14 protein-coding genes and 1 pseudogene are annotated in these 20,000 nt (G+C 48.3%); 6 read left to right on the plus strand and 9 right to left on the minus strand.

The features are described 5' to 3' along the window. The 6 genes and pseudogenes from QT979_RS06455 to QT979_RS06475 all read right to left on the minus strand — a co-directional run. Positions 1 to 710 (minus strand): integrin alpha (locus tag QT979_RS06455; RefSeq protein ID WP_445304753.1); only part of this gene is annotated, 710 nt, incomplete at its 3' end. Between the two features lie 76 nt (positions 711 to 786). After that, positions 787 to 1,971 carry a TIGR03032 family protein gene (locus QT979_RS06460; protein WP_333230781.1) on the minus strand — a complete coding sequence of 395 codons (1,185 nt, stop codon included), beginning with the start codon at positions 1,969 to 1,971 and terminating at the stop codon, positions 787 to 789. A 443-nt stretch (positions 1,972 to 2,414) separates the two neighbouring features. Further along, a pseudogene (locus QT979_RS28975) lies at positions 2,415 to 2,546 on the minus strand (transposase); the annotation flags it as partial. A gap of 145 nt (positions 2,547 to 2,691) precedes the next feature. Then, complete coding sequence (locus QT979_RS06465) at positions 2,692 to 3,762, minus strand: aromatic ring-hydroxylating dioxygenase subunit alpha (protein ID WP_333230780.1); 1,071 nt, start codon at positions 3,760 to 3,762, stop codon at positions 2,692 to 2,694. Beyond that, the gene (locus tag QT979_RS06470) at positions 3,762 to 4,448 is read right to left on the minus strand and encodes a methyltransferase domain-containing protein (RefSeq protein WP_333230779.1); all 687 of its coding nucleotides are present in this window, start codon (positions 4,446 to 4,448) and stop codon (positions 3,762 to 3,764) included. The genes QT979_RS06465 and QT979_RS06470 overlap by 1 nt, the downstream gene beginning before the upstream one ends. A 300-nt stretch (positions 4,449 to 4,748) precedes the next feature. Then, positions 4,749 to 6,701: an FAD-dependent oxidoreductase gene (locus QT979_RS06475; protein ID WP_333230786.1), complete on the minus strand. Its 1,953-nt coding sequence runs from the start codon at positions 6,699 to 6,701 to the stop codon at positions 4,749 to 4,751. A gap of 910 nt (positions 6,702 to 7,611) precedes the next feature. On the opposite strand from QT979_RS06475, the gene QT979_RS06480 reads away from it, so the two are divergent. The 4 genes from QT979_RS06480 (at position 7,612) to QT979_RS06495 (ending at position 12,049) form a co-directional block, all read left to right on the plus strand. Beyond that, a complete protein-coding gene (locus QT979_RS06480) occupies positions 7,612 to 9,141 on the plus strand; it encodes a CHAT domain-containing protein (RefSeq protein ID WP_333230778.1) in 1,530 nt (509 codons plus the stop codon). Between the two features lie 70 nt (positions 9,142 to 9,211). Beyond that, complete coding sequence (locus QT979_RS06485) at positions 9,212 to 9,493, plus strand: hypothetical protein (protein ID WP_333153484.1); 282 nt, start codon at positions 9,212 to 9,214, stop codon at positions 9,491 to 9,493. Positions 9,494 to 9,559: 66 nt separating this feature from the next. Further along, entirely contained in the window at positions 9,560 to 9,787 is a 228-nt protein-coding gene (locus tag QT979_RS06490) for a type II toxin-antitoxin system RelE/ParE family toxin (RefSeq protein WP_333308796.1), read from the plus strand. 174 nt (positions 9,788 to 9,961) lie between these two features. Beyond that, positions 9,962 to 12,049 (plus strand): hypothetical protein, encoded by a 2,088-nt coding sequence (locus QT979_RS06495; protein WP_333308773.1) that lies wholly within the window; start codon positions 9,962 to 9,964, stop codon positions 12,047 to 12,049. A 54-nt stretch (positions 12,050 to 12,103) separates the two neighbouring features. Here QT979_RS06495 and QT979_RS06500 read toward each other — a convergent pair whose 3' ends face one another. Both QT979_RS06500 and QT979_RS06505 read right to left on the minus strand, forming a co-directional pair. Beyond that, entirely contained in the window at positions 12,104 to 13,051 is a 948-nt protein-coding gene (locus tag QT979_RS06500) for a hypothetical protein (protein WP_333209645.1), read from the minus strand. A gap of 9 nt (positions 13,052 to 13,060) precedes the next feature. Beyond that, positions 13,061 to 14,671, minus strand: a complete 1,611-nt coding sequence (locus QT979_RS06505; RefSeq protein WP_333308776.1) for a glycosyltransferase family 39 protein — start codon at positions 14,669 to 14,671, stop codon at positions 13,061 to 13,063. 1,016 nt (positions 14,672 to 15,687) lie between these two features. Between QT979_RS06505 and QT979_RS06510 the strand changes: the two genes are divergently transcribed. Further along, positions 15,688 to 15,858: a hypothetical protein gene (locus QT979_RS06510; protein ID WP_333209641.1), complete on the plus strand. Its 171-nt coding sequence runs from the start codon at positions 15,688 to 15,690 to the stop codon at positions 15,856 to 15,858. Positions 15,859 to 15,871: 13 nt separating this feature from the next. Beyond that, entirely contained in the window at positions 15,872 to 17,947 is a 2,076-nt protein-coding gene (locus QT979_RS06515) for an iron uptake porin (protein ID WP_333308779.1), read from the plus strand. A gap of 142 nt (positions 17,948 to 18,089) precedes the next feature. On the opposite strand, the gene QT979_RS06520 is transcribed toward QT979_RS06515, so the two are convergent. Next, the gene (locus QT979_RS06520; protein ID WP_333308781.1) at positions 18,090 to 19,343 is read right to left on the minus strand and encodes an FIST N-terminal domain-containing protein; all 1,254 of its coding nucleotides are present in this window, start codon (positions 19,341 to 19,343) and stop codon (positions 18,090 to 18,092) included. Positions 19,344 to 20,000 lie beyond the last annotated feature (657 nt).

Raw genomic sequence — 20,000 nt, forward strand, 5'->3', positions numbered from 1 at the left:
CCGTTAATCGCAAAGCCGTTGCTGCCGTTGAGCGTGGACAGGTTGAGGCCCGCACCAAAGCCACTGTTGCTGCCAAATACTACATAACTTTGCCCTGCATTGGTGATGCCGTTGGGGGAGGCACTTCTTGTCGCGGTAATCAGGTCATCAAAGCCATCGCCGTTGACGTCCCCGGCGCTGCTGACCGAGTAGCCTGAGAAGTGATTCGCCGCGATGCCGTTAATCGCAAAGCCGTTGCTGCCGTTGAGCGTGGACAGGCTGAGGCCCGCACCAAAGCCACTGTTGCTGCCAAACACCACATAACTTTGCCCTGCATTGGTGATGCCGTTGGGGTCGGCACTTGTTGCCCCGATAATCAGGTCATCAATGCCATCGCCGTTGACGTCCCCGGCGCTGCTGACCGACGAGCCTGAGAAGTGATTCGCCGCGATGCCGTTAAGCGCAAAGCCGTTGCTGCCGTTGAGCGTTGACAGGTTGAGACCCGCACCAAAGCCACTGTTGCTGCCAAACACCACATAACTTTGCCCTGCACTAAAGATGCCGTTGGGGTCGGCATATTTTGCCGCGATAATCAGGTCCTCAAAGCCATCGCCGTTGACGTCCCCGGCGCTGCTGACCGACGAGCCTGAGTTGTCATCCGCCGCGATGCCGTTAATCGCAAAGCCGTTGCTGCCGTTGAGGTCTGAGAGGTTGAAGGTTGGTTCAAACATAGTGTTAGTTCTTCCTTGTTAGGTTAGTTGAAAGTTTTCAGATCCCGACTTCTGTTGAGAAGTCGGTTTTCTTGCTTTAGCCGATCGAGATCACGCGGCGAATTTCGTCAGTTTTCAACCCGATCGCCATCGGTTGCCGCACTCCGGGCAAGACTTGCACGTCGTATAATTCCTCTACAACTCCTTCAATGCGTAACGAGTGGACGATATCCCCACTTCTGAGGTCAATCACCAGCAGTCCACATCGGGCTTGGGCCTGTTTTGTCTGCAACTGCTCGTCCAAGGCCAAACCGGAAAACGTCTTGTTGTGCCTGGGTTTGGATATCCCCACCACGGCAAAATCACCGCAGAAACTCAAACCCCGCAGATATCCCGGACAAAAGGCTACCGCTTCAAATACTCCCCGTTCCAGGTCTAGATAACCAAATTCCCCACGACCTGAATTGAGCAACCACAGTTTATCCTTGTACCAACGGGGTGAGTGAGGCATCGATAAGCCTGTGGCGATCGCCTGATTGGTGCTAATATCCATCACGCAGCCGCCATCTTTACGTTTATCCCGCCAGCCATCCGCCACATCCGACTGACTCACTGTCGTGACGTAACGGGGTTGACCATCTCGCATCGCCAAACCATTGAGATGGCATCGGTCTTCTGCGGCTAATTTGGAAATAAACGGCGGTTTCCACAAGGGGACAAAGCTTTTCGTTTCGCTAATTGTGGCAAGGCAGCTAAATAGGGTATTGACGAAGACTACGCCCCCTAACTCCCCGTTATTAAGGGAGGGAACTTGTGGTTCAACTTGTTGGTCCCCCCGAAGCTTGGGGGGCTGGGGGGGTTCAACCAGCACTAGATCATGAATATCTAAATCTCCCGTGATATACCCCACTTGCGGTACATAAACGGCATCGTAGCCATCCGCTATTTGTCTGGGTTCTAGGGCATTTTCAAGCCGCCACAGTTGATACAGCGAACTCATATACAGGCTGCTGTTGTGGGCATACAATCCCATACACCGTTCAAATGTCCGTTCAAATACCGACAGTTGCCCGTTTTGTCGTAATCCAATTAAAAAGACCTTCCCCGCCTGATAGGTGGTGAAAACTAAACTGAGATTTTGTGAACCTAACCAGGAAGTGAACTGCCGAGAGGCGTTGATTTCAAAAGCGGGTGTGGCGGTTGTACCTACTGCTTGTGGGAAATTACTAGACGAAGGTGCGGTAGATGGTGGAGTGCGATCGCTATCTGGCATTAATGACATAGTTCAATCTCTATGTGTACGTGGTTCATGGAGTCACGTAATGAGGCGCCTAAATTAGCGCTCCTGTCTTCAGGAATGCTTTGGACTGACTCATTGAGTCCCCCGACCGTGACTTTGATTGCCTCTTGAATTCGGTCTTAAGCTCGATCGGTGCTTTCTTTCACAAGCCGAGGTGAGCTTGGGGCAGCCAGGGCGATACCCTCAAAACAAGTCGCCTATCAATTGATTAATTCCATCTTGTGATCTGCCAAAAATATTATTTATTGCCTCAGTATAAAAAATATACCTGATCGCACTCCAAGCTGTAAATGTATAAAACTTCATCTGTTTTTCACGAGTTCACCTGAACAAATTCACTGACTTCATAAAAGACTTGCTGCCCAATATCAGCTTTTTGCGATCGATAAAACCGTGTGGCGATGCTTTCCCACGAACCATAACGTTCACCGCAGGTATCGCCACGGGGCAACAGTTCTGAGTATCCTGAGAATGCTGTTCACCACTTGTCGGTGGTCGCGATCGGGTTTACCTGTTCGGGGTTTCAGTGGTGGAAGTAGCGGTTTTAACGAATCGCACTGTTCGTTGCTGAAGTCTCCAAGGGTTAATGAGCGTTAACAGCTTGCTCGCCTATTTTCTAGGATACAACGAGGCAAGAAAACACGCCCTAGCCTATGCAGGCTGGTTCATTCGTCCCGCCGCAGGTTTCAATCTGTGACTGAATTATCCATTTTCTGCCTGACTTCTTATCAACTTTTGCACGCTGGCTAAAGCTCGATTTAATTCGTAACTCTTTATTTCTGAATTCTGCAAAAAAGCCTGCTGTTCTTCTTCAATCATTAACACATCCTGCCGCACCAAACCATCTAATAACTTTTGAGCAGCACCGAAACAACGATTTTTGATAAACCTGCGAAACCAAATCGGCAATTTGTGCAGCCGCCAAAACCCATTTAATGAGGTAAAATGAATTAAATAAGCGCGAGTTTCTGTCTCGCTCACCGGACAAACCAAGCAGTAAATCTTAAAATCGCTCCCCAAAGTTGAAACCCAGTGCGGGTAAACATAACTCACCTCCAGCGGTTCCGGGTGCAGTCGGCGCAGAGATTTAAAAAATAACTGAGAAATAGACCAAATTTTATCTATTTTGTAATAACTTTGTGCCTGATAGCGAGCAGTTACTTGATGCTCGTTTTCTTCTAAAGTATCTAACACTGGATTTGCCCAAGCTTGCCAATCATCGTGCAAGTGTCCGTGGTACATATCCATCAAGTTTTCAATTAAAAATGAATAGTGTGCCTGACAGTCGATGGCTGAAACTGTGGCAATATAATTGAGATGTTCCCACTCGGGCAAATCCAGTAAATCTATTTTTTCGGCTTGCATTTCTTCGCCGGGAAACAGCCAGATAAAACCGTTTTTTTCCTGCACTGGATAGGAGCGAATTTTGCAGTTAGGTAGCTTTTGATTTTCTGCTAAATAATCGACTTCGGCACATTCTCCCCTTGCATTTAACCGCCATCCGTGGTAAGCACACTCGATTAAATTGCCTTTAATTTTGCCATGGCTGAGTTTAACTTGTCGGTGCGGACATCTATCTTCTAAAGCGTTGATTTTGCCAGAACTGTCGCGGAAAAGTACGATCGCCCGATTCCAAATTTTCGCAGCTAGCGGCCCAGTTTGCACCTCGCTGCTGCGGGCGATCGCATACCAGCGATCGAGATTAATGCCCAACTCGCGGATATGAGTTTTTTGTCCCCTTACAGAACCCGATTTTATCACGTTGTTTTGCATTACAGATGTTCCCAGATTACGCCCATAAAACAACCCAATTTTACAAAATAACAGCCCGGAAAGCAACGACCGTAAATTTTTCTAAATCTCCGTTCTGACAAATATCTATCGCTAGCTAAATGCTTCAACCATCCAGGCGACAATCGAAATTTTAATAATCTTAAAGCATTGCGAAATCCGTAGTTGGAACAGTCGGGTCTAAAATCTCTGGCAGCACCTAATATGTAGCCTATTGTACCAGGTGTTTCCACTTCCGAAATTTTATCTAAAAAGACGATTTTTCCGTGCGGATTTAACATTTTTTTAATTGCATCGAGGGCGACTGGGAGGTTGGGCAGGTGGTGAAAAGTTGCAGAACTAACTATTAAATCAAATTGGCGATCTAGCGCTAATTGACTGGCATCCATTTGGATGTATTCGATATTGGGAGCGGAACGTTTTTGACTGGCGATTGCCAGCATCTTTGCTGACAAATCGACGGCGACAACATTATCGTAATACTGGGCTAATTCAAAAGCAAGAATTCCAGAACCGCAGCCAATATCTAATGCTGCACCTTTGCTGGTCGATAGGTTGTTAGTAAAGAAATCGTTCTGGTTTTGCAAGGTGGCGGCGAAATCGTATTCTGTTGCAAAAGCATCAAACATTACAGATTTTTTACCAATTTTGCAGTTACTATTCAGCATCTATTATTGCTTTATACTCATTCAATAATATTTTAACCGCATATCCACCCCGCTCAACGCAGATATTTTTTTTGTTCGCAAGCTCTGCCTTTTCCCCTCAGCTAAACCACACCCACAAACCGTAACTCATCTTAGAAAAAGAATGCAACTTTAGGAAACCTCTAAACCCTTAGATAATCAGTCATTCCCATTTTTTCAAATCTAAAATCTAAAATCTAAAATCGTATGACAGGGGGCGGATTTCACCGAGAATACCAGCCGATAATTGACGATTGACAAAACCCGCCCCCACTGCCAAGCTTAGATTTTTAACACGCCTTCGGGATTCACCGTCAAGAGCGATCGCCTCTGCAAACCCTCTTGATATAAAATAGCATTAGCGGCCAACAAACCGCTACTCACTGCTCTTTCCATTAAACCGCAAGGAAACGGCATTTTCACCCAATCTCCCGCAAACAAAAGATTAGGTACAGCGCAGCAAGTCTCCGGGCGTTCCGCATAACTACCGGGCGGATATCCAGAGAAATTCTTTTGATTTACCAATTCCCGGTGCAGCATATTTGCCTCTTTTAATTCCGGTACAATTTCGTACAATTCTTGCTCAAAAGTCGCCAGCAAAACTTCCTGATTCGGAAATTCCTTCTCCTTGTAACAATAAGCGTGTAATTCCACTACACTACCACCAGTTTTCTGATTCCACTCGATGAACTGATCCTGAATTCGGTGGTAAAGCGTAATGCTGTCAGTCAGTTTGTAGCCGGAAAGCGAACTGAAATTGCTGTGTTCCCACGGAAATTCGCGATCGAACCAAAAACGGCCCACCGCAAACGGATCTGCTATTTTTAAGCTCTCTATCCGGCTCTGCACCTGCGGATTTACCTCACCGCTGGCCAAACTAAACAAATGCTGCATCCCCGGAACATCGGCCGCAAAAACATAGTAATCAGCCTTCAATGTTTCCGCCAAATTTTGCGGCTGCGATTGCTTAACTACTGCTACTAACTGTATTTCATCTGCTTTTTCATCGACTACCTTAAATCGAGGCAAATCCCGCTGAGCAGGCCCACTGACAACTCGTCCTTCGGCATCAAAAACGGCCCCGTGACAAGGACAGTGAAATTGACCGTCGTTTTGTTTCTGAACTGTGCAGCCTTGGTGAGTGCAGCTCAGAGAAATTGCCTCTTTCCCCGACGGTGCGGCGGCAAATACGCTGTCCCCAGCGCCGAAATATTTGGTAGAGTTGCTGTCAGTTAATAGCGCGTTTCGCTTCACCCAAAAAGGTATTTTACTTTGCACGTCTCCAGACTGGTAACTCAGAGAATCAATCTTGCCGTTTTCCCAGCGAATCTCACTGACTGCGACATCTGTCAATACTTTGCCACCTTTGCTTTCAATGGCTTTGGCAATAGGCTGCACCAAACTCGTGCCCATATCTTGCCGCGTGCCGTTGAAGGCTAAACCCTCTGGATTCCCGAAAAAGTAAAAGTGGAAAAATTGCATTAATTCTCCCGCGCTCAATTCGTCGGGATCGTTGAGGCTGGATTTGGCAAAAGGCAGAAAATATAAGTCATAAAGTCCGCGCGGGAATTCACCTTTTACCCAGTCGGCAACGGATATATTGTCGAGGCGAGCGAAAGTTTTTTGAGTTTGAAAACCGCCTATTTCTCGAAAGACTTCCCAGTGAGCAGGTTTTGTCAGATTGATTCCCCACTTGAGCCGGTTGGGAGAAGATATCCCCAAATCAACTATATTCCAGGGAAAAGCTGAATGGTTGGGACGGAAAACTTCGGGTTTGTATTTGCCGTCTCGAAACACAACGGCGTAGGATTCTAAAGATACAAAATTATCGGTAATTTCTAGTTCTTCTACCACACTTTTGAGGTTGTAGTATTGCGGAAAAAAACCGTGGAAACCGTGTTCCATCATAAAAGTTTCGTTCCCGACTTGTATCTGCCAACTAGCAATTTTGCCGCCGAGTTGGGGCGATTTGTCGAGCAATGTTACGGCGAAACCCCGCTGGGAGAGCTCGTAAGCACAGGCGAGCCCGGCCAAGCCTGCCCCTACAACTGCAACGGTTTTGCGCTGATTCAGCATTCGCGGCAAGTCAAGAGAATCTTGCACAAAAACGGTGGGCTCTGGCTTGGAAAATCGAGAATAGCCCAGCAGCCCGCCGGCGGCACCGACTCCGAGGAATTTGAGGGCGGTTCTTCGAGAAAATGGTTGGGATAGCGGTGAATTGGTTGATTGACTCATCAGCGGTACGCGGTAACGGGCTTTAAACACAAATACGCCATAAGGCATATATCATAGACCGAAATCAGGATATGTGAAGAAATACTAAGACACATCCCCCAATTGGATCGCGATCGCACTTGGCGCGGTGCGATCGCACACAATGTATAGTGGAAGCAAAAAGGCTTCAGTTATCTAGGAGAGAAGCAAGAATCAACAAGGAAAAAGCGATCGACCGCATAGCGTAAAATCCTCTAAATAATTAAGTGTTTTTATTGATGTTGCTCAACTATTAGCATCCGCCGCCCATGATGTTAAAAAACTAGGAGATTTTCAGGCTAAATCTTAGGCCAAAAGCAGTTTCGGCGAAGTGTACGAAATAACGGGGCCGATATCCAAGGCAAAACAATTAACCAGTCGAACTTTAAGTAAGTTTGCCCGAAAAGACTTAACTCTTTTAAAGTAAGTAAATACAGAGAATATATCTACTGAGGTAACTAAATAGATCGGCGCTCGATTCAGGGGATTTTTCACTTAATACCAAGACCAAGCCCGATTCAACTTGTGAAGTGCAGAGGTGCCGCAAAAAGTCAAAGACGGCCCTAGAGGTAATGCCGGTTAAACTCAGATTTTGCATCATTTTTAAGAACGGCCAAGATGCCCGTTCCACAAGAGATAAATTTTTTGTGGAACAGGCCGGACAGCCTGTTCATAAAAAGATTATTGAGAATGGTGCAACATCTCGGTTAAATGCACCTGGCTGTTATGTAGAAAATAGGACTTACGTGAAGAAATCCGGTTTTTAAGTAAGTCCTGTTTATGCAAAACTTCTGCATAATTTACAAAATTTTACATAAATCGCGAATTTCTTGGTGCGGGGACTTTGTTGGTGCTGGTGTCCACACCCTAGGGCAGAGATTCGCGGTTGGCTTTGAATGCTATAATCGTGCCGCGATCGCCAGCACAGTCAAAATTCCCACCTACATCCAAACTTTTGCCAACTGCTGCCGCCAACGGCGCCCTTAACCGCCCCAAAATCATGCACTACCAATCCCAGCAGCAACGCCAAAAACACACTACTCAGAAAAAAATTAAAATAGCTATTTTTTACTGTTTGACAGCAATATTTTTCTGCTGGAGTACCGCGAACCTCGCTACAATTGCCCAAAACACAGGCCAGGGCGGGCTTAACGGGCAAGAAATGAGAAATTTGCTCGATCGGGGAAACCTCACCGAAGCCGTAACCAGAATCGAAGAAAACTGGGCAGAAGACTATCAAAAATACTTTGAACAAGACTTTGCAGCCCGTGCTAAAACCGCCGAAGCAATATCAAAAACTCTCTCCCGCCTAGCAGTTCAAACAAAGAAAAAACCAGCTTTAATTTACGCTATCCCGCGCACAGACCAACTAGAATTAATCTTAATATTGCCCGATCGCCCCCCCATTCTTCGCAGCGTCCCGTCAGCCAAACAACAGACACTGCTGTCAGTCGTCAAAGAATTCAGCAGCGAAATCACCAACCCCGTAAAACTCAACACCACTAGCTATCTAGAACCAGCCCAACAACTTTACAAATGGATAATTGCACCCTTAGAAACAGATTTGCAAACAACAAAAATTGAAACCTTGCTGTTCTGCGTCGGCCAAGGTTTGCGAACCGTACCGCTAGCAGCAATGCACGACGGAAAGCAATTTTTGATCCAAAAATACAGCCTCGCCCGCATCCCCGCGTTCAAACTCACAGACAGCAATTACACCGACCTCAGAAACGTGCAAGTCCTAGGAATGGGAGCATCAGATTTCCCAGAAACGGCGAAAAAAGAACCGCTGCCAGCAGTTCCATTAGAACTAGGCGCGATCGCCCAACAGTGGCCCGGTCAATCCTTTCTCAACCAAGACTTCACCCTAGTAAACTTGCAATCCCAGCGACTGCAACAAAAATACGGCATCATCCACCTTGCCACCCACGCAGAATTCCGACCCGGAACCCCAAATAACTCCTACATTCAATTTTGGGACACCCAACTGGACCTCGATCAAATGAGAGATTTAAAATGGAACAATCCGCCCCTTGAACTATTAGTATTAAGCGCCTGTAGAACCGCCTTGGGAGACAAAGAAGCAGAACTCGGATTTGCAGGTTTAGCGCTGCAATCAGGAGCCAAATCAGCCCTCGCCAGCCTGTGGTACGTCAGCGATGCGGGGACTCTCGCCCTGATGACAGAGTTTTACCAGCAGTTAAAAATCCGCAGGCCAAACGACCCTCCAATCATTAAAGCTGAAGCTCTCAGGCAAGCACAAATTGCCGCGATCGAAGGCAAAGTGACGATCGAAGGCGGTCAACTGCGAAGTGCCCGAGGCGACATTCCCTTGCCCCCGTCCATCCCCAAACTCGACAGCAAAGATTTATCCCATCCGTATTATTGGGCAGCTTTTAGCATGATCGGCAGTCCTTGGTGAATTCTGATTGAAAATGGCTAAGTTAAAATAACGTTATCCCTCCTCTAATGCAACCATTCTCCGATCGCATATGACCGAAGCCGCCACGATCAACACTCAACTCATCGATACCCTCACCCAAATTATCCTCGCCCTCACCGAGGAAGAGCGCCACATCCTCATCCATAAACTTCTAACTCCAAATCAAACTTCAGACACTACAAAGGCCGATCGAGAAACTCTTAAGCAGGAAATAGCGATCGGTGTAGAACAGCTTCAGACAGGACAATATACAGAGTACGATGACAATTCTCTGCCGAATCTTCTCCTCACTATCAAACAACGCGGACAACAACGCCTACAACAGGAGTAAGTGCCCGTGAATCGCTATCGCCTTTCCCAGCAAGCGGAAAAAGATTTAGAAGATATATAAATTTATCTGGCACAGCAGGACGAACTTGGCGCCGATCTCCAAATGGTGCGATTGCTAGATCGCTTTTCCATGCTTGCCCAATTTCCGAATATGGGGCGAGGGCGAAATGAACTCCTCACAGGATTGAGAAGTTTTCCCGTCAAACCTTATATTATTTTCTACATAATTCTCCCAGAGAGAGTCGAGATTGTGAGAGTCCTGCATCAATCGCGGGATATAGAAGGACAATTTTAGCGATCGAGCCAAATGCCGACTTCTCGATGCCTATCTATCATTCTGAACGTAACTCTTGACCGATCAAGGTGATAAACTGTACAACATATAGTAATTCAATGCCTGTAGCTGCCAAAAAACCACCTACCGCAAACCTTTCAGCAACATAGCGGGGGTCTTCAAGGGGAAAGAAAGATGAAAAAATTAGAATTTTTGCTACAGAAAGAAGGCGATCGCGCCTGGTTGCCCCTAGAAACCTCCGACGTGGAAATTCTAGAAGGTAAATACCGCGTGGTTGCTCGCATTCAGCATCCCAACACCGACATCGAAATTCGCGTTACCCATACCTCCTTCGACCAAGGAGCGCAGCGGAAAGTCCAAAGCCGATCGGCCCGCACCAACCCCGAAGGATTAGTCGTGATCATTCCCTACACCAGGCTCAAACCCGGACTGTGGGAACTATCCTGCTTGCCAGATCCCCAATCAACACCACTAAAACCTTGGCAGTACGGCGTTCAGTTGGAAGTATTGCCCGCAGAATCGGAAACCTCCGAACCCCTACCGCCGATCGACCAAATCGAACCTGCTGCTTCCACCGCAGCCCCACAAATCGCAGTACCGGTCGATCGCCCCGCACCACAAATTGCAGCACAGGTCGATCGTCCCGCACCAACCGAAATCCCAGCAGCCGATTCAGCACCGCAGCAGACCAAAATCTACCAATTCCCAATTCCCCAAACCGCCCAACCTAAACCGCACGTCAAACTCGAGCTCGTCCTCGATCAAGAAACCTTCGTCACCCAACTCGGTCGCCCCTTAATCATTTCCGGCAAAATCGACATTCCCCAACACCCGCAACAAAGCAGAAAAACAGCAACTCTCATCCCCGAATCCGAAGCGCTAGAACTCAAACAACTCATCGGTTCAGCACAACTGCAAATTTACCTGCGCGACCCCCAAACCTCAAAAATTCTCGCAGAAATCCAGCAGCCGATGCCAGAACAAGTTCCCCCCTGCATCTTTGCCTGCGTCACCTACATCCCAAGCGAGTGCAAAAGCCGCCTAATTTTAGGAGAAGCAATTCTCAGCAGCGGCGGCGTCACCCTAGCCACCAAACTATTCACAATTACAGCTCGTTTAGAGCACCTTCTACAGGAAATTAAAGACAATTTCATCGAAGAAAAGCATCAAGCTGAACCCTCCCCAACAGCCTCAAAACCGTCTGGAAGCGCCAAAAATATATCCTTCCTCAAGCTAGTAGAAAAATCCTTAGACCCTCCCTCCCCCGCCGAAGTCCCAACCACTGAAGCCCTACCCCCTCTACTGGCTTCGCGTCACACCCCAAGTGCAGGCGGTTTAGAATTGCCCGCCTTCGGTAACAAACTGCCCGATAGCAGCCGATCGCAATTGCTTTCGGAAATCTCCAATTCGCCTCGAACTACCGAAGAGTCGATCGACCCACAAACCAAACCCTCAGACATCCCAAATCCCACTCAAACAGCCGAAATCGGAGCGATCGACCAAAAAACCGAAAACATCCCCCAACCAGAAACAACCGCCCCAGAAACCCCGCCAGCACCCACAAAACAGGCATTTCAAACCTTAAACGTCGAAAGTCGATTTTGGTCGCGACTGAGTTCCTTAGCCAGCAACGGCGAATCCTCCGACTGGCTGAAAGCAACCACCCTGTCACCAACTCCAACAGCCGCCGCAAATAGCAGCGACGAAATTGCCGTTGTGGAAGAAAGTAGCCCAACCCAGCAGCAACCCGAAACCAGCGAAACAATTTCCGATCCCCAATCCACTAGCCCGGAAGCCAGAGAATTTGTGGTTTTTGACGAGCCCCCGCAACCAAAACAAGTTGCTCAAAAAACCGCAACTGTCGTAGCAGAAGTAAATCCCCCAACTCCCTACGTTTTGCCAGAAGACGAGTTAGTACCGATGCCGGTTTTGGAATTGCCGCGCGCCGAAATCATCGCGGGCCAGGCTGTAAAAGTGCAAGTGCAACTGCCGGAATTAATGCCCCGGATTTATGTAAAAGTTTGGGTGTACGATCGACAAACCTACCTGATTCTCGACGGGCCCCGCTGGATTACCGAATTTAAAGCTAACGGGTTGGGAAACGTGCGAGCAAGTATCGAGTTAGAGATTCCCTACGGCTGCATGGAAGTCGAATTTGAGGCGATCGCCGTCGAAATGCAAACTCAGCGGGAAAGCCACAAAATAAGCGTTCACCGCCAAGTTTTACCCCCAGCAGGGCCAAGTTTACCCCTCGAAGGGTAAGCTCAAATCCCCGTGCATCCGCGTTGCTCCGCTAACATCTGCGGTTAAAAAATCCTACTTACTTCCCGCCAACTGCCGAAACTTCTTCTTAAACTTATTCTTATACACGTAGATCAATCGCTGTAAATCCTCAACTTGCAGCGACATCTCGGCAGCCAAACCCGTGCGGTTCCAAACATCTTCCTGGCACTTGCGGCGACAGAAATTCATCGGTTCCGAGTAAACTTTCCGACTAGATAAAGTCGGCTTCGGGCCGCACCAGTGAATCACCGTCCCCTGAGTACGATCGACTGCAGGCCCGCTTTCTTCCACCGGAAACTGCTTTCTCAGCAAATCCTGGTCAAAATCCGGCACCAACAACTGCATATCCACATTCTGCACCCGCAGTTTGCCTTCTTGAGCGGCGCGGAAGACCATCAGGTTAAAAAAGCCCATGTCTCCATACTTAAATATGTCTGGATGTTCATCATTAAAATCCAGAATCTTTCTATACTCCTCTAAGCTGAAAACACCTCGTTTCCCAAAGAATGTGCCTGGACAGACATAGCGAGAGCGATAGTCTTGCCAACGAAAATCTGGAAAATACTTTTCGACTCCCGGAATGTCAAAGAAAAATTCCGTGATATCCGCATCCGAGTAATCGTAACAAGGCTGGTCAATAATAAAGTCGAAGTCTTCAAAATTAGCCAATTTGAGGACATCTCCCCACACAATTGTATCTGCATCCATCAGGAGAAAATTTTGCCAAGGACTTTCCCAAAAGGGAATCATATGACTTTTTCCCCAACCAAAGCTTCTTTTTCTCAGAAGTGGCTCAGAGACGGTATCGTGATTAATGACGCGCACTCCGTAAACTTTTTCTAGGGGACTCACGGAAAACGTACCGTCAATCAACAGGCAGATGGGAACATCTCCCAGGAAATATCGGATGCTAGCACAGCAACCCTTTGCTAACAAATAATCTTGGTCGCAGCAAGCAATAATAACACCAAAATCTTCCATAAACCCTCACTATTTTACTAACTTGCCTAGCCACAGCGTTTCGTTTTTTTGTTCTGAAAGCAGCTCGATTTTCAAGTTTTGCATTTTAGCCAGCTTAGCACTAAACTTCTGCGATAGCCCGTAGACAAAAACATCACTAAAACCGCTAGGAATATTGGGTATAGTTGGTCTGTCAAACAACTGAGCTCGACGGCGCGCTTTCGGGTCAAGCAACACCAATTGCAGCCGCACTTTCGGTTCTAACAAATGACTCATTGACAGTATATTTCCCAGACTGACTTCCGAGATATCACTGACAAGCAGCGGCTTTGGGGCACGATCGATCCTGCGAGTAATTTCGGGATTTTCCCGGCCCCATTCCTTAGTCCACCAAGTCTCGGCTTGAGAACTAACGGCATTCGACAGCACCCCGCCCGTTAACAGTACAACTGTCAAAACTTTCCACATTTGTCGTTTCCAGCTTGGCACACCCAGCGCGGTAATTTTAGTTGCTAACAGGTAAGCCACAGCGATTTGCATCCCCAAATAAGTCGGAAATAGGTAGCGAGCTTTAGTCGATCGGATTCCTCCCAATATAACATCCGGCAGCACGAGTGCCAGTGCTGTCACCGCCATCACCGTCACCACAAACAGCCAAACCTGTTTCTTCGTCTCTGAACACAGAAAATAAACTGCATACCCTACGATTGTTAATAAAATTAAAGTCGCTGCCACTAAACCAATAAGCTCTACGGATATCGCATTAGAACTTAGCCCGACATCAAAAAAAAGGCGACCGATATTTCCGGCCCAATTCTTAACTACTGATAGCCTCTGAATTTTTAGATTAGCCCAACTTGTTGCCCCGGATGCTGCACTTTTATTTACCAGTAAAATTACCATCCAAGGCAGCAATGCTAGCAACGACACAGCCATTGCGAGCAAGTAACTCACTAGCTTTTTGTTCGATCTAAAACCGTGAGTTCCTACGATATAAATTCCGTGGCCTAATGCAACTAACAGACCAAATAAATGAGTGTAAACTCCCATAATATTGGCTACTGCGTAAATGCTCCAACTCAGCTTGTTTTGCAGCCGCAGTGCTCGCAGCAGAGACGCACAAGAAAGCAAAATCAGCGCCGACCACAAACTGTAGGGACGTGCTTCTTGAGCGTAAAGCACGTGCAAGGGAGAAACTGCTAGCAATCCCACGGCTATCCACGCCACTTCCGGCGGTGCAAACAATTCTCGGCACAGCCAGTACAGACCCGGAAACGCTAACAAACTCATCCAAGCTGAGAAACTTCTTATCGCCGCAGGAGAATCACCGAATAGTTTTGCCCAACACTTGACTGCCAGAAAATACAGTGGTGGTAGTTGAGGTTCTTCTATTGCCAGACTTTTAACAGTATCACCAAAATTTTTTGTCGCATTGAGGCGCTGATATTTCATTAAATCTTTTGGTGCTACTAACTGACCGCTGCTTATTTCACGAAGCACTTCTGTTTGCGTGTATCCAGAAATCCGCAGGGAAGTAAATGCTTCATCGTACCAATAAAACTTTTTGTCGATGTTGACGAAGCGAAAGAAAAATCCTAATAGCAATAATACCAATACTAACAGCCGCAGTTTTCTTTTCATCCCAGTCAGAGATGGTGTAAAAAATATATATGGTACGCCTCAATTTAACATACCATAGAAAGAACGAGTGCATTGCCCAATCTACAGGTTGTTCGATCGCCCTCCCATAACTTACGGCATTTACTTGTGTTCCTCGCAAATTAAAACCGTCTGGGATGCACTCCTTACTCTCATAAACCCGGTTTTTTAACTTCGATTGAGCGCCTAAAAGGAAGTATTTGCATTCCTCAAACTCGGTTGATGCGTCCTGGACGCCCGGAGAATCAATGGATACTTTGACAGTATCCGCTCCATAATTCGGGGCGTACTACCCACTCAGGAAGGATTTTGCGTCATTTGAGGTGCATCGTTGAGCGATTTATCCCGGATTATTGAGCGGATATCTTTGGCAGTGGCATAAATCACGGAGAAAATGTGCTTTGAGATCCCGAGGCTGTGCCAAAAAAATAACTGGTTGTCAAACGCAAGACAGCGAGGCCACAAAACTATAATTTCAGCTAACAGGGATTCAGTCGGCTGCTGCTGCCAGACCGCAAAAAAATTGTGTTAAAGTAGCGGGAAATTAAACCCGCCGACGGTTAGTCTCAAAAATGGCGATCGTCCTGGCAAGTCCCGGTGGCAGCGGGCATCAAAAAACCAACATTGGTCAAGCCTGAACTTTGGTTTGGATCGGGTAAATCTACCAGCCTTTAGCTCTCAGTTCCCCACTCATGGCGGGAAAATAGCCCCTGCCGGGTCGCGAGGTTTAAAGTTAGGTTAAAAACCTTGACATTATAGGATATAAAGCTGTATAAGGGATGCGACAAGCAGCCACAATCCTACCTATAACTGTCTATTAAGTCTGGCGTAACCGAGGACGCTGGGCAGTTGTCAGTTAGAGGCAGATTGTGGTCGAGCCCGTAGAACCAGTTGTCGATCGTCCGTAGAGCAACTCAAGCAAGTCGGGCGATCGAGAGATGAAATTAGCACGTGATGGTATAATCAACTGTAATGTAATGTGGGCTTGACCTGAATTGATGCCGGGGCGGTATAAGGGGTGGGCCCCCTACGTTCAAGCAGAAGTAGACACGCCTACTGTGAATCAACAGTTATGGATAGGTTCTATTTTGGCAATTATTGTCAACAGGCAAGCAACCACAAAAAATAGCAGTTGGGAATTGCTGCTCGTCGAGTTGAATAGAGTGTGAAGGTGTGAGGAAAATGAACAGAACTTTTTGGAATTTACTGCTAGTATCCCCGGCAATACTGGGGCTATCATCAGTCATGAGTGCCACTGCGATCGCCGCAGAAGCGACCGCAACCCCTGAAGCCAACCAACTAGCTACAGCTCAGTCATCTGAGTCAAAAATTGCAGAAATAGTTGGAGAAATAGTTGCAGAACCAGTTGCAGCAGCCCCTGCTGCCCCAGAAAACCTGGCTTTAAACAGCAGCGTCGAAGCGGCCCAAACCCCGGTCGTTAACGAAGCAGACGCTGAAAAAATCGCCTCAATCGAACCAGAAACCAGCGCAGCAGCACTGCAAACAACACTGCAAACACCAGGGAGCGACATCGGGTTAGCAGCCCCAATCGCTCCGGCCAGCGCAGCAGCGACTGAACCCCTAGCAGCGGCTGGCGCAGCCGAATCCTCGCCCCAAGCATCAGACTTGGCAGAGCAAATCAGCCAGACAGAAACCCCTGGGAAAATTGAAGTGCCAGCAGTCGCCAGCACCCCAGCTACTAAGGTAGAAATTGCTCAGACACCAGCCGCCGGAATGGGCGGCCCCATCGTCCCTGTTGCTCCCCAAGCGCTGCCGGCTCAACCGTCGGGAACCATGTCCCAGGTGACATCAGTCACTCAGCTCTCCGACGTGCGACCGACAGATTGGGCATTCCAAGCCCTGCAATCCCTAGTCGAACGCTACAGTTGTATCGTAGGTTATCCCGACGGCACCTACCGCGGCAACCGCGCCCTGACTCGCTACGAATTTGCAGCCGGCGTCAACGCTTGCTTAGACCAGATAACCCAGCTAATTGGGTCAACAGGTAACTTAGTTACCAAAGATGACTTAGCCATCCTGCAACGCCTGCAAGAAGAATTTGCAGCCGAACTCGCTACCCTGCGCGGACGAGTAGACGGCCTAGAAGCTCGCACTGCAGAACTCGAAGCAAACCAGTTCTCCACCACCACCAAACTGGCTGGAGAAGCCATTTTTGCTGTCAGCGACACCTTCGGAGATCCTATACAAGCTCGTGACGCCAACGGCAATCATATCCGCGATCGCGACGACCAAACGTCTACCAACTTCGGCTACCGGGTGCGGTTGAACTTCAACACCAGCTTCACCGGTCGAGACTTGCTCAGAACCCGCTTGCAAGCCCTCAACGTCGCCAACTACTCAGCAGCAACAGCTACGGGCACTAACATGGCTCGCCTAGCGTTTGATGGAGCTGAGAACAGCAATTTCACACTAGACGAGTTGTACTATCGGTTCCCGATGGGTAAAGCTACAGTCTTTGTCGGTCCTAAAGGGCTTGACCTAGATGAAATTGCAGACCAGGCTTCTACCTTTGGTAACTCTACGAGTAACGGTTCACTTTCCAGATTTGGAGTTCGCAACCCGGCCGTATTCCGCGGCCCGCAGGGAGCAGGCGCAAGTGTGAGTTTCAACTTGGGCAGCTTCCGAGCTACCGCGGGCTATCTCGCAGGCGACGGCGATGCTCCCAACCCCGCAGATGGCAGGGGCGTTTTCGACGGTTCTTTCAGCGCTCTGGGTCAGATCGGCTTTTTTAGCAGACCGTTTGACTTGGGCTTGACTTACACCCGGAAATACAATCGGGCAGGCGATGTTAACCTCATGGGCGGCGTCGGCAGTTTGTTGGCTAATCGGCCCTTCGATCAATCACCTACCGCATCAGATAACTATGGCGTGCAAGTTAACTTCAAACCCAGCAGTCGCTTTCAGATTGGCGGTTGGTACGGTTATACGAAGGCTGAACAACTGCGGGGTGGCAACAATGACGCTACCATCCAGAATGGTGCTATCACTGTGGCCCTGGGAGATTTTGCCCGACAAGGCAACGTCCTCGGCTTCGTCTTTGGTGTACCGCCAAAAGTTACCGAGAGCGATGTCGCCAGAAATCGCAACACCTCTTATCACTTAGAGGGTTTCTATCGCTTCCAAGTCAATGACTTTATTTCGGTGACACCTGGCGTTTACGTGATTCTGAATCCGGAACACAACAACAACAACGAGGATATCTGGGTCGGACTCCTCCGTACTACCTTTAGTTTCTAAGGTTTCCAGACATCTAGTTACAGGTAAAAGCGGCAGGCGACTGCCGCTTTTATTTATTGGTCATGAGTGGCTAGATTTTAGATTTTAGATTGTCAACAGTTAACACTCATCAGTCAACAGTCATCAGTCAACAGTTCACAAATTATGAATTTTGGCGGCAAATCCCGAATACGGATGTGTAGCCGTGCAGAAATGTGCTGCCGCCGACGGGACCAATTTCGCCGTTGCAGAAAAAGCCGCTCAAGGGGATGTTTTTGAGGTATCGGCCAAACAGTCGGGAGTCAAAGTTCGATTCGCCGTAAAGCCCTTCACCGCGCCCCAGACAAGAGAACATCAAGGCGCCGGCGCTGGATGTACCACTGTACTCGGCGGCCCGCTGATAGCGATTGAGCAGCATTTCTAGGTCTTCTGCGGAGGTGCGCGCGTCCCGCAGGTGAAATTGGATGCGCTGTCCGGGACGGACTCGATCGCCGATCGCTATTGCCCCCACTTTCGGATCTACTCCCAACAGATTGCGGATCAAAAAATCTCCCGGCTCTAATTTCAGCTTGAATTCATCGCTGACTAAGCCTACAAATAACGAGTGCTGGGCTAATTCTCGGTCTTCTTCGCTCAAAGTTTGAACTAACTCTCGCAAAGCCTCTAAGGGCGATCGTTCGATGCCGGCGCTGCCCGTATCGTCGGTTTGTTCTTCGAGTTTCAGCAAAATATTGCGATCTCCTTCCGTCACCCGATAAGGATGCCCGATCGGCCTGCAGCCTTGAGCGACGATCGTTTCCAAAACTATATTGCCACTCAAAGCTACCCCAACCGTCCCTTCTCGGTAAAGCTGATAGTCGCAAAACAGCGCCGCGCCTCTGCCCGCACCGTCCCCCCCGGCGAGTCCCCCTACCTTAGCCGCGCCCGGATAGGCATAATCGAGCCCTTGGAGCAAATCGTTAATTTTTGCGGAAAAGGGGTCAGCCAAGATGATGAACTGCGGTTCTTCCTGGGCCGGCACGCCCAAGAGATCCACCCAAGTATCCGGGGGACTATCTAAGTCCGGCAGTTCTTCTGCACCGACGTGAAAAGTTCTGACATTCACTCCCGGCAAGCGCGCCAGACTCAGGCTGACTGCGGGAGATCCCTCTACTTCTTCGGTGAGGCCGCCCCGGTTCGTGCCGATGACTCCTCCCCCGCCACATCCCAGGATCGCGGTCACTGGCAGCAGTTCTCGGAGTAAAGGCATCAGCCGAGAATACTCGCTGGCAAAGGCAGACGAAATAAATATCAGCGCTAAATCAGCCGGGCCTTCTAGGTTGCGATCGGCTTGTTCTATAACTTCTTTAAGGGCGGATTCCAAAGAGGGACGGGTTGATAAAGCGCTGACCCATTGCATTTGGTTTTGGGTGTACATAAGGCAAATTTCTCTATAAAACTATCTCTATACATTAGGCTAACCGGAACTGGCCACTGGGGGGAGGCTATTCTTGGGCGATCGATTCCCCCTCGATTGCCGTTCTTGTGTTAACATAAGTTAACATGAGTGTCCCGCTAATCTGTTTCGTGTTAAATGCCGTATTCAGCTAAATCTTAAAAGATAAAGCTCAATACAGTTTGACACACCAACATCGTGTAATGTTTTCATCAAAAGTAAGGTCAGCTCGACCTACATTGATGCCTGTGAACCCTTCCCCCGCCGACGGGGTAGAGTAAAGCAGGAAGTAGAGACGGCGGCTGCGATCGCAGTTATGGATGGTTTCTCTCTGGGCTGCTGCAACAGCAGCGCATCTCAAGCTATTATTAGCTGGGGTTGCCAGACCGAAACAGCAAATCCCACCCAAACTAACATCCAAAAAGAAAACCTTTCTTACTTAATAAGGTCAACGATCCAGGTCTAAAGACACGCTCGCTTCGAGCCTAGACTTAAACCACAGTTGACCCGCCGTATACTTTAGAAGTCTACGTTTTTTGAGTTATGACACCAAGCGGCTGCTTAGCTACTCCCTTGCTCTGTCGTTAACGGTTAAACATCTTTATTTGGGTTAAGGACGTGCCGTTAGCCGAACAAGCT

This window comes from Microcoleus sp. w2-18bC1, assembly GCF_036700365.1.
Taxonomy (GTDB): domain Bacteria; phylum Cyanobacteriota; class Cyanobacteriia; order Cyanobacteriales; family Microcoleaceae; genus Microcoleus.

Coding starts and splice junctions, on each gene's coding strand:
- QT979_RS06460 (WP_333230781.1), bottom strand. CDS start 1,971: ATGTCATTAATGCCAGATAGCGATCGCACTCCACCATCTACCGCACCT.
- QT979_RS06465 (WP_333230780.1), bottom strand. CDS start 3,762: ATGCAAAACAACGTGATAAAATCGGGTTCTGTAAGGGGACAAAAAACT.
- QT979_RS06470 (WP_333230779.1), bottom strand. CDS start 4,448: ATGCTGAATAGTAACTGCAAAATTGGTAAAAAATCTGTAATGTTTGAT.
- QT979_RS06475 (WP_333230786.1), bottom strand. CDS start 6,701: ATGAGTCAATCAACCAATTCACCGCTATCCCAACCATTTTCTCGAAGA.
- QT979_RS06485 (WP_333153484.1), top strand. CDS start 9,212: ATGACCGAAGCCGCCACGATCAACACTCAACTCATCGATACCCTCACC.
- QT979_RS06495 (WP_333308773.1), top strand. CDS start 9,962: ATGAAAAAATTAGAATTTTTGCTACAGAAAGAAGGCGATCGCGCCTGG.
- QT979_RS06500 (WP_333209645.1), bottom strand. CDS start 13,051: ATGGAAGATTTTGGTGTTATTATTGCTTGCTGCGACCAAGATTATTTG.
- QT979_RS06505 (WP_333308776.1), bottom strand. CDS start 14,671: ATGAAAAGAAAACTGCGGCTGTTAGTATTGGTATTATTGCTATTAGGA.
- QT979_RS06510 (WP_333209641.1), top strand. CDS start 15,688: ATGCCGGGGCGGTATAAGGGGTGGGCCCCCTACGTTCAAGCAGAAGTA.
- QT979_RS06515 (WP_333308779.1), top strand. CDS start 15,872: ATGAACAGAACTTTTTGGAATTTACTGCTAGTATCCCCGGCAATACTG.
- QT979_RS06520 (WP_333308781.1), bottom strand. CDS start 19,343: ATGTACACCCAAAACCAAATGCAATGGGTCAGCGCTTTATCAACCCGT.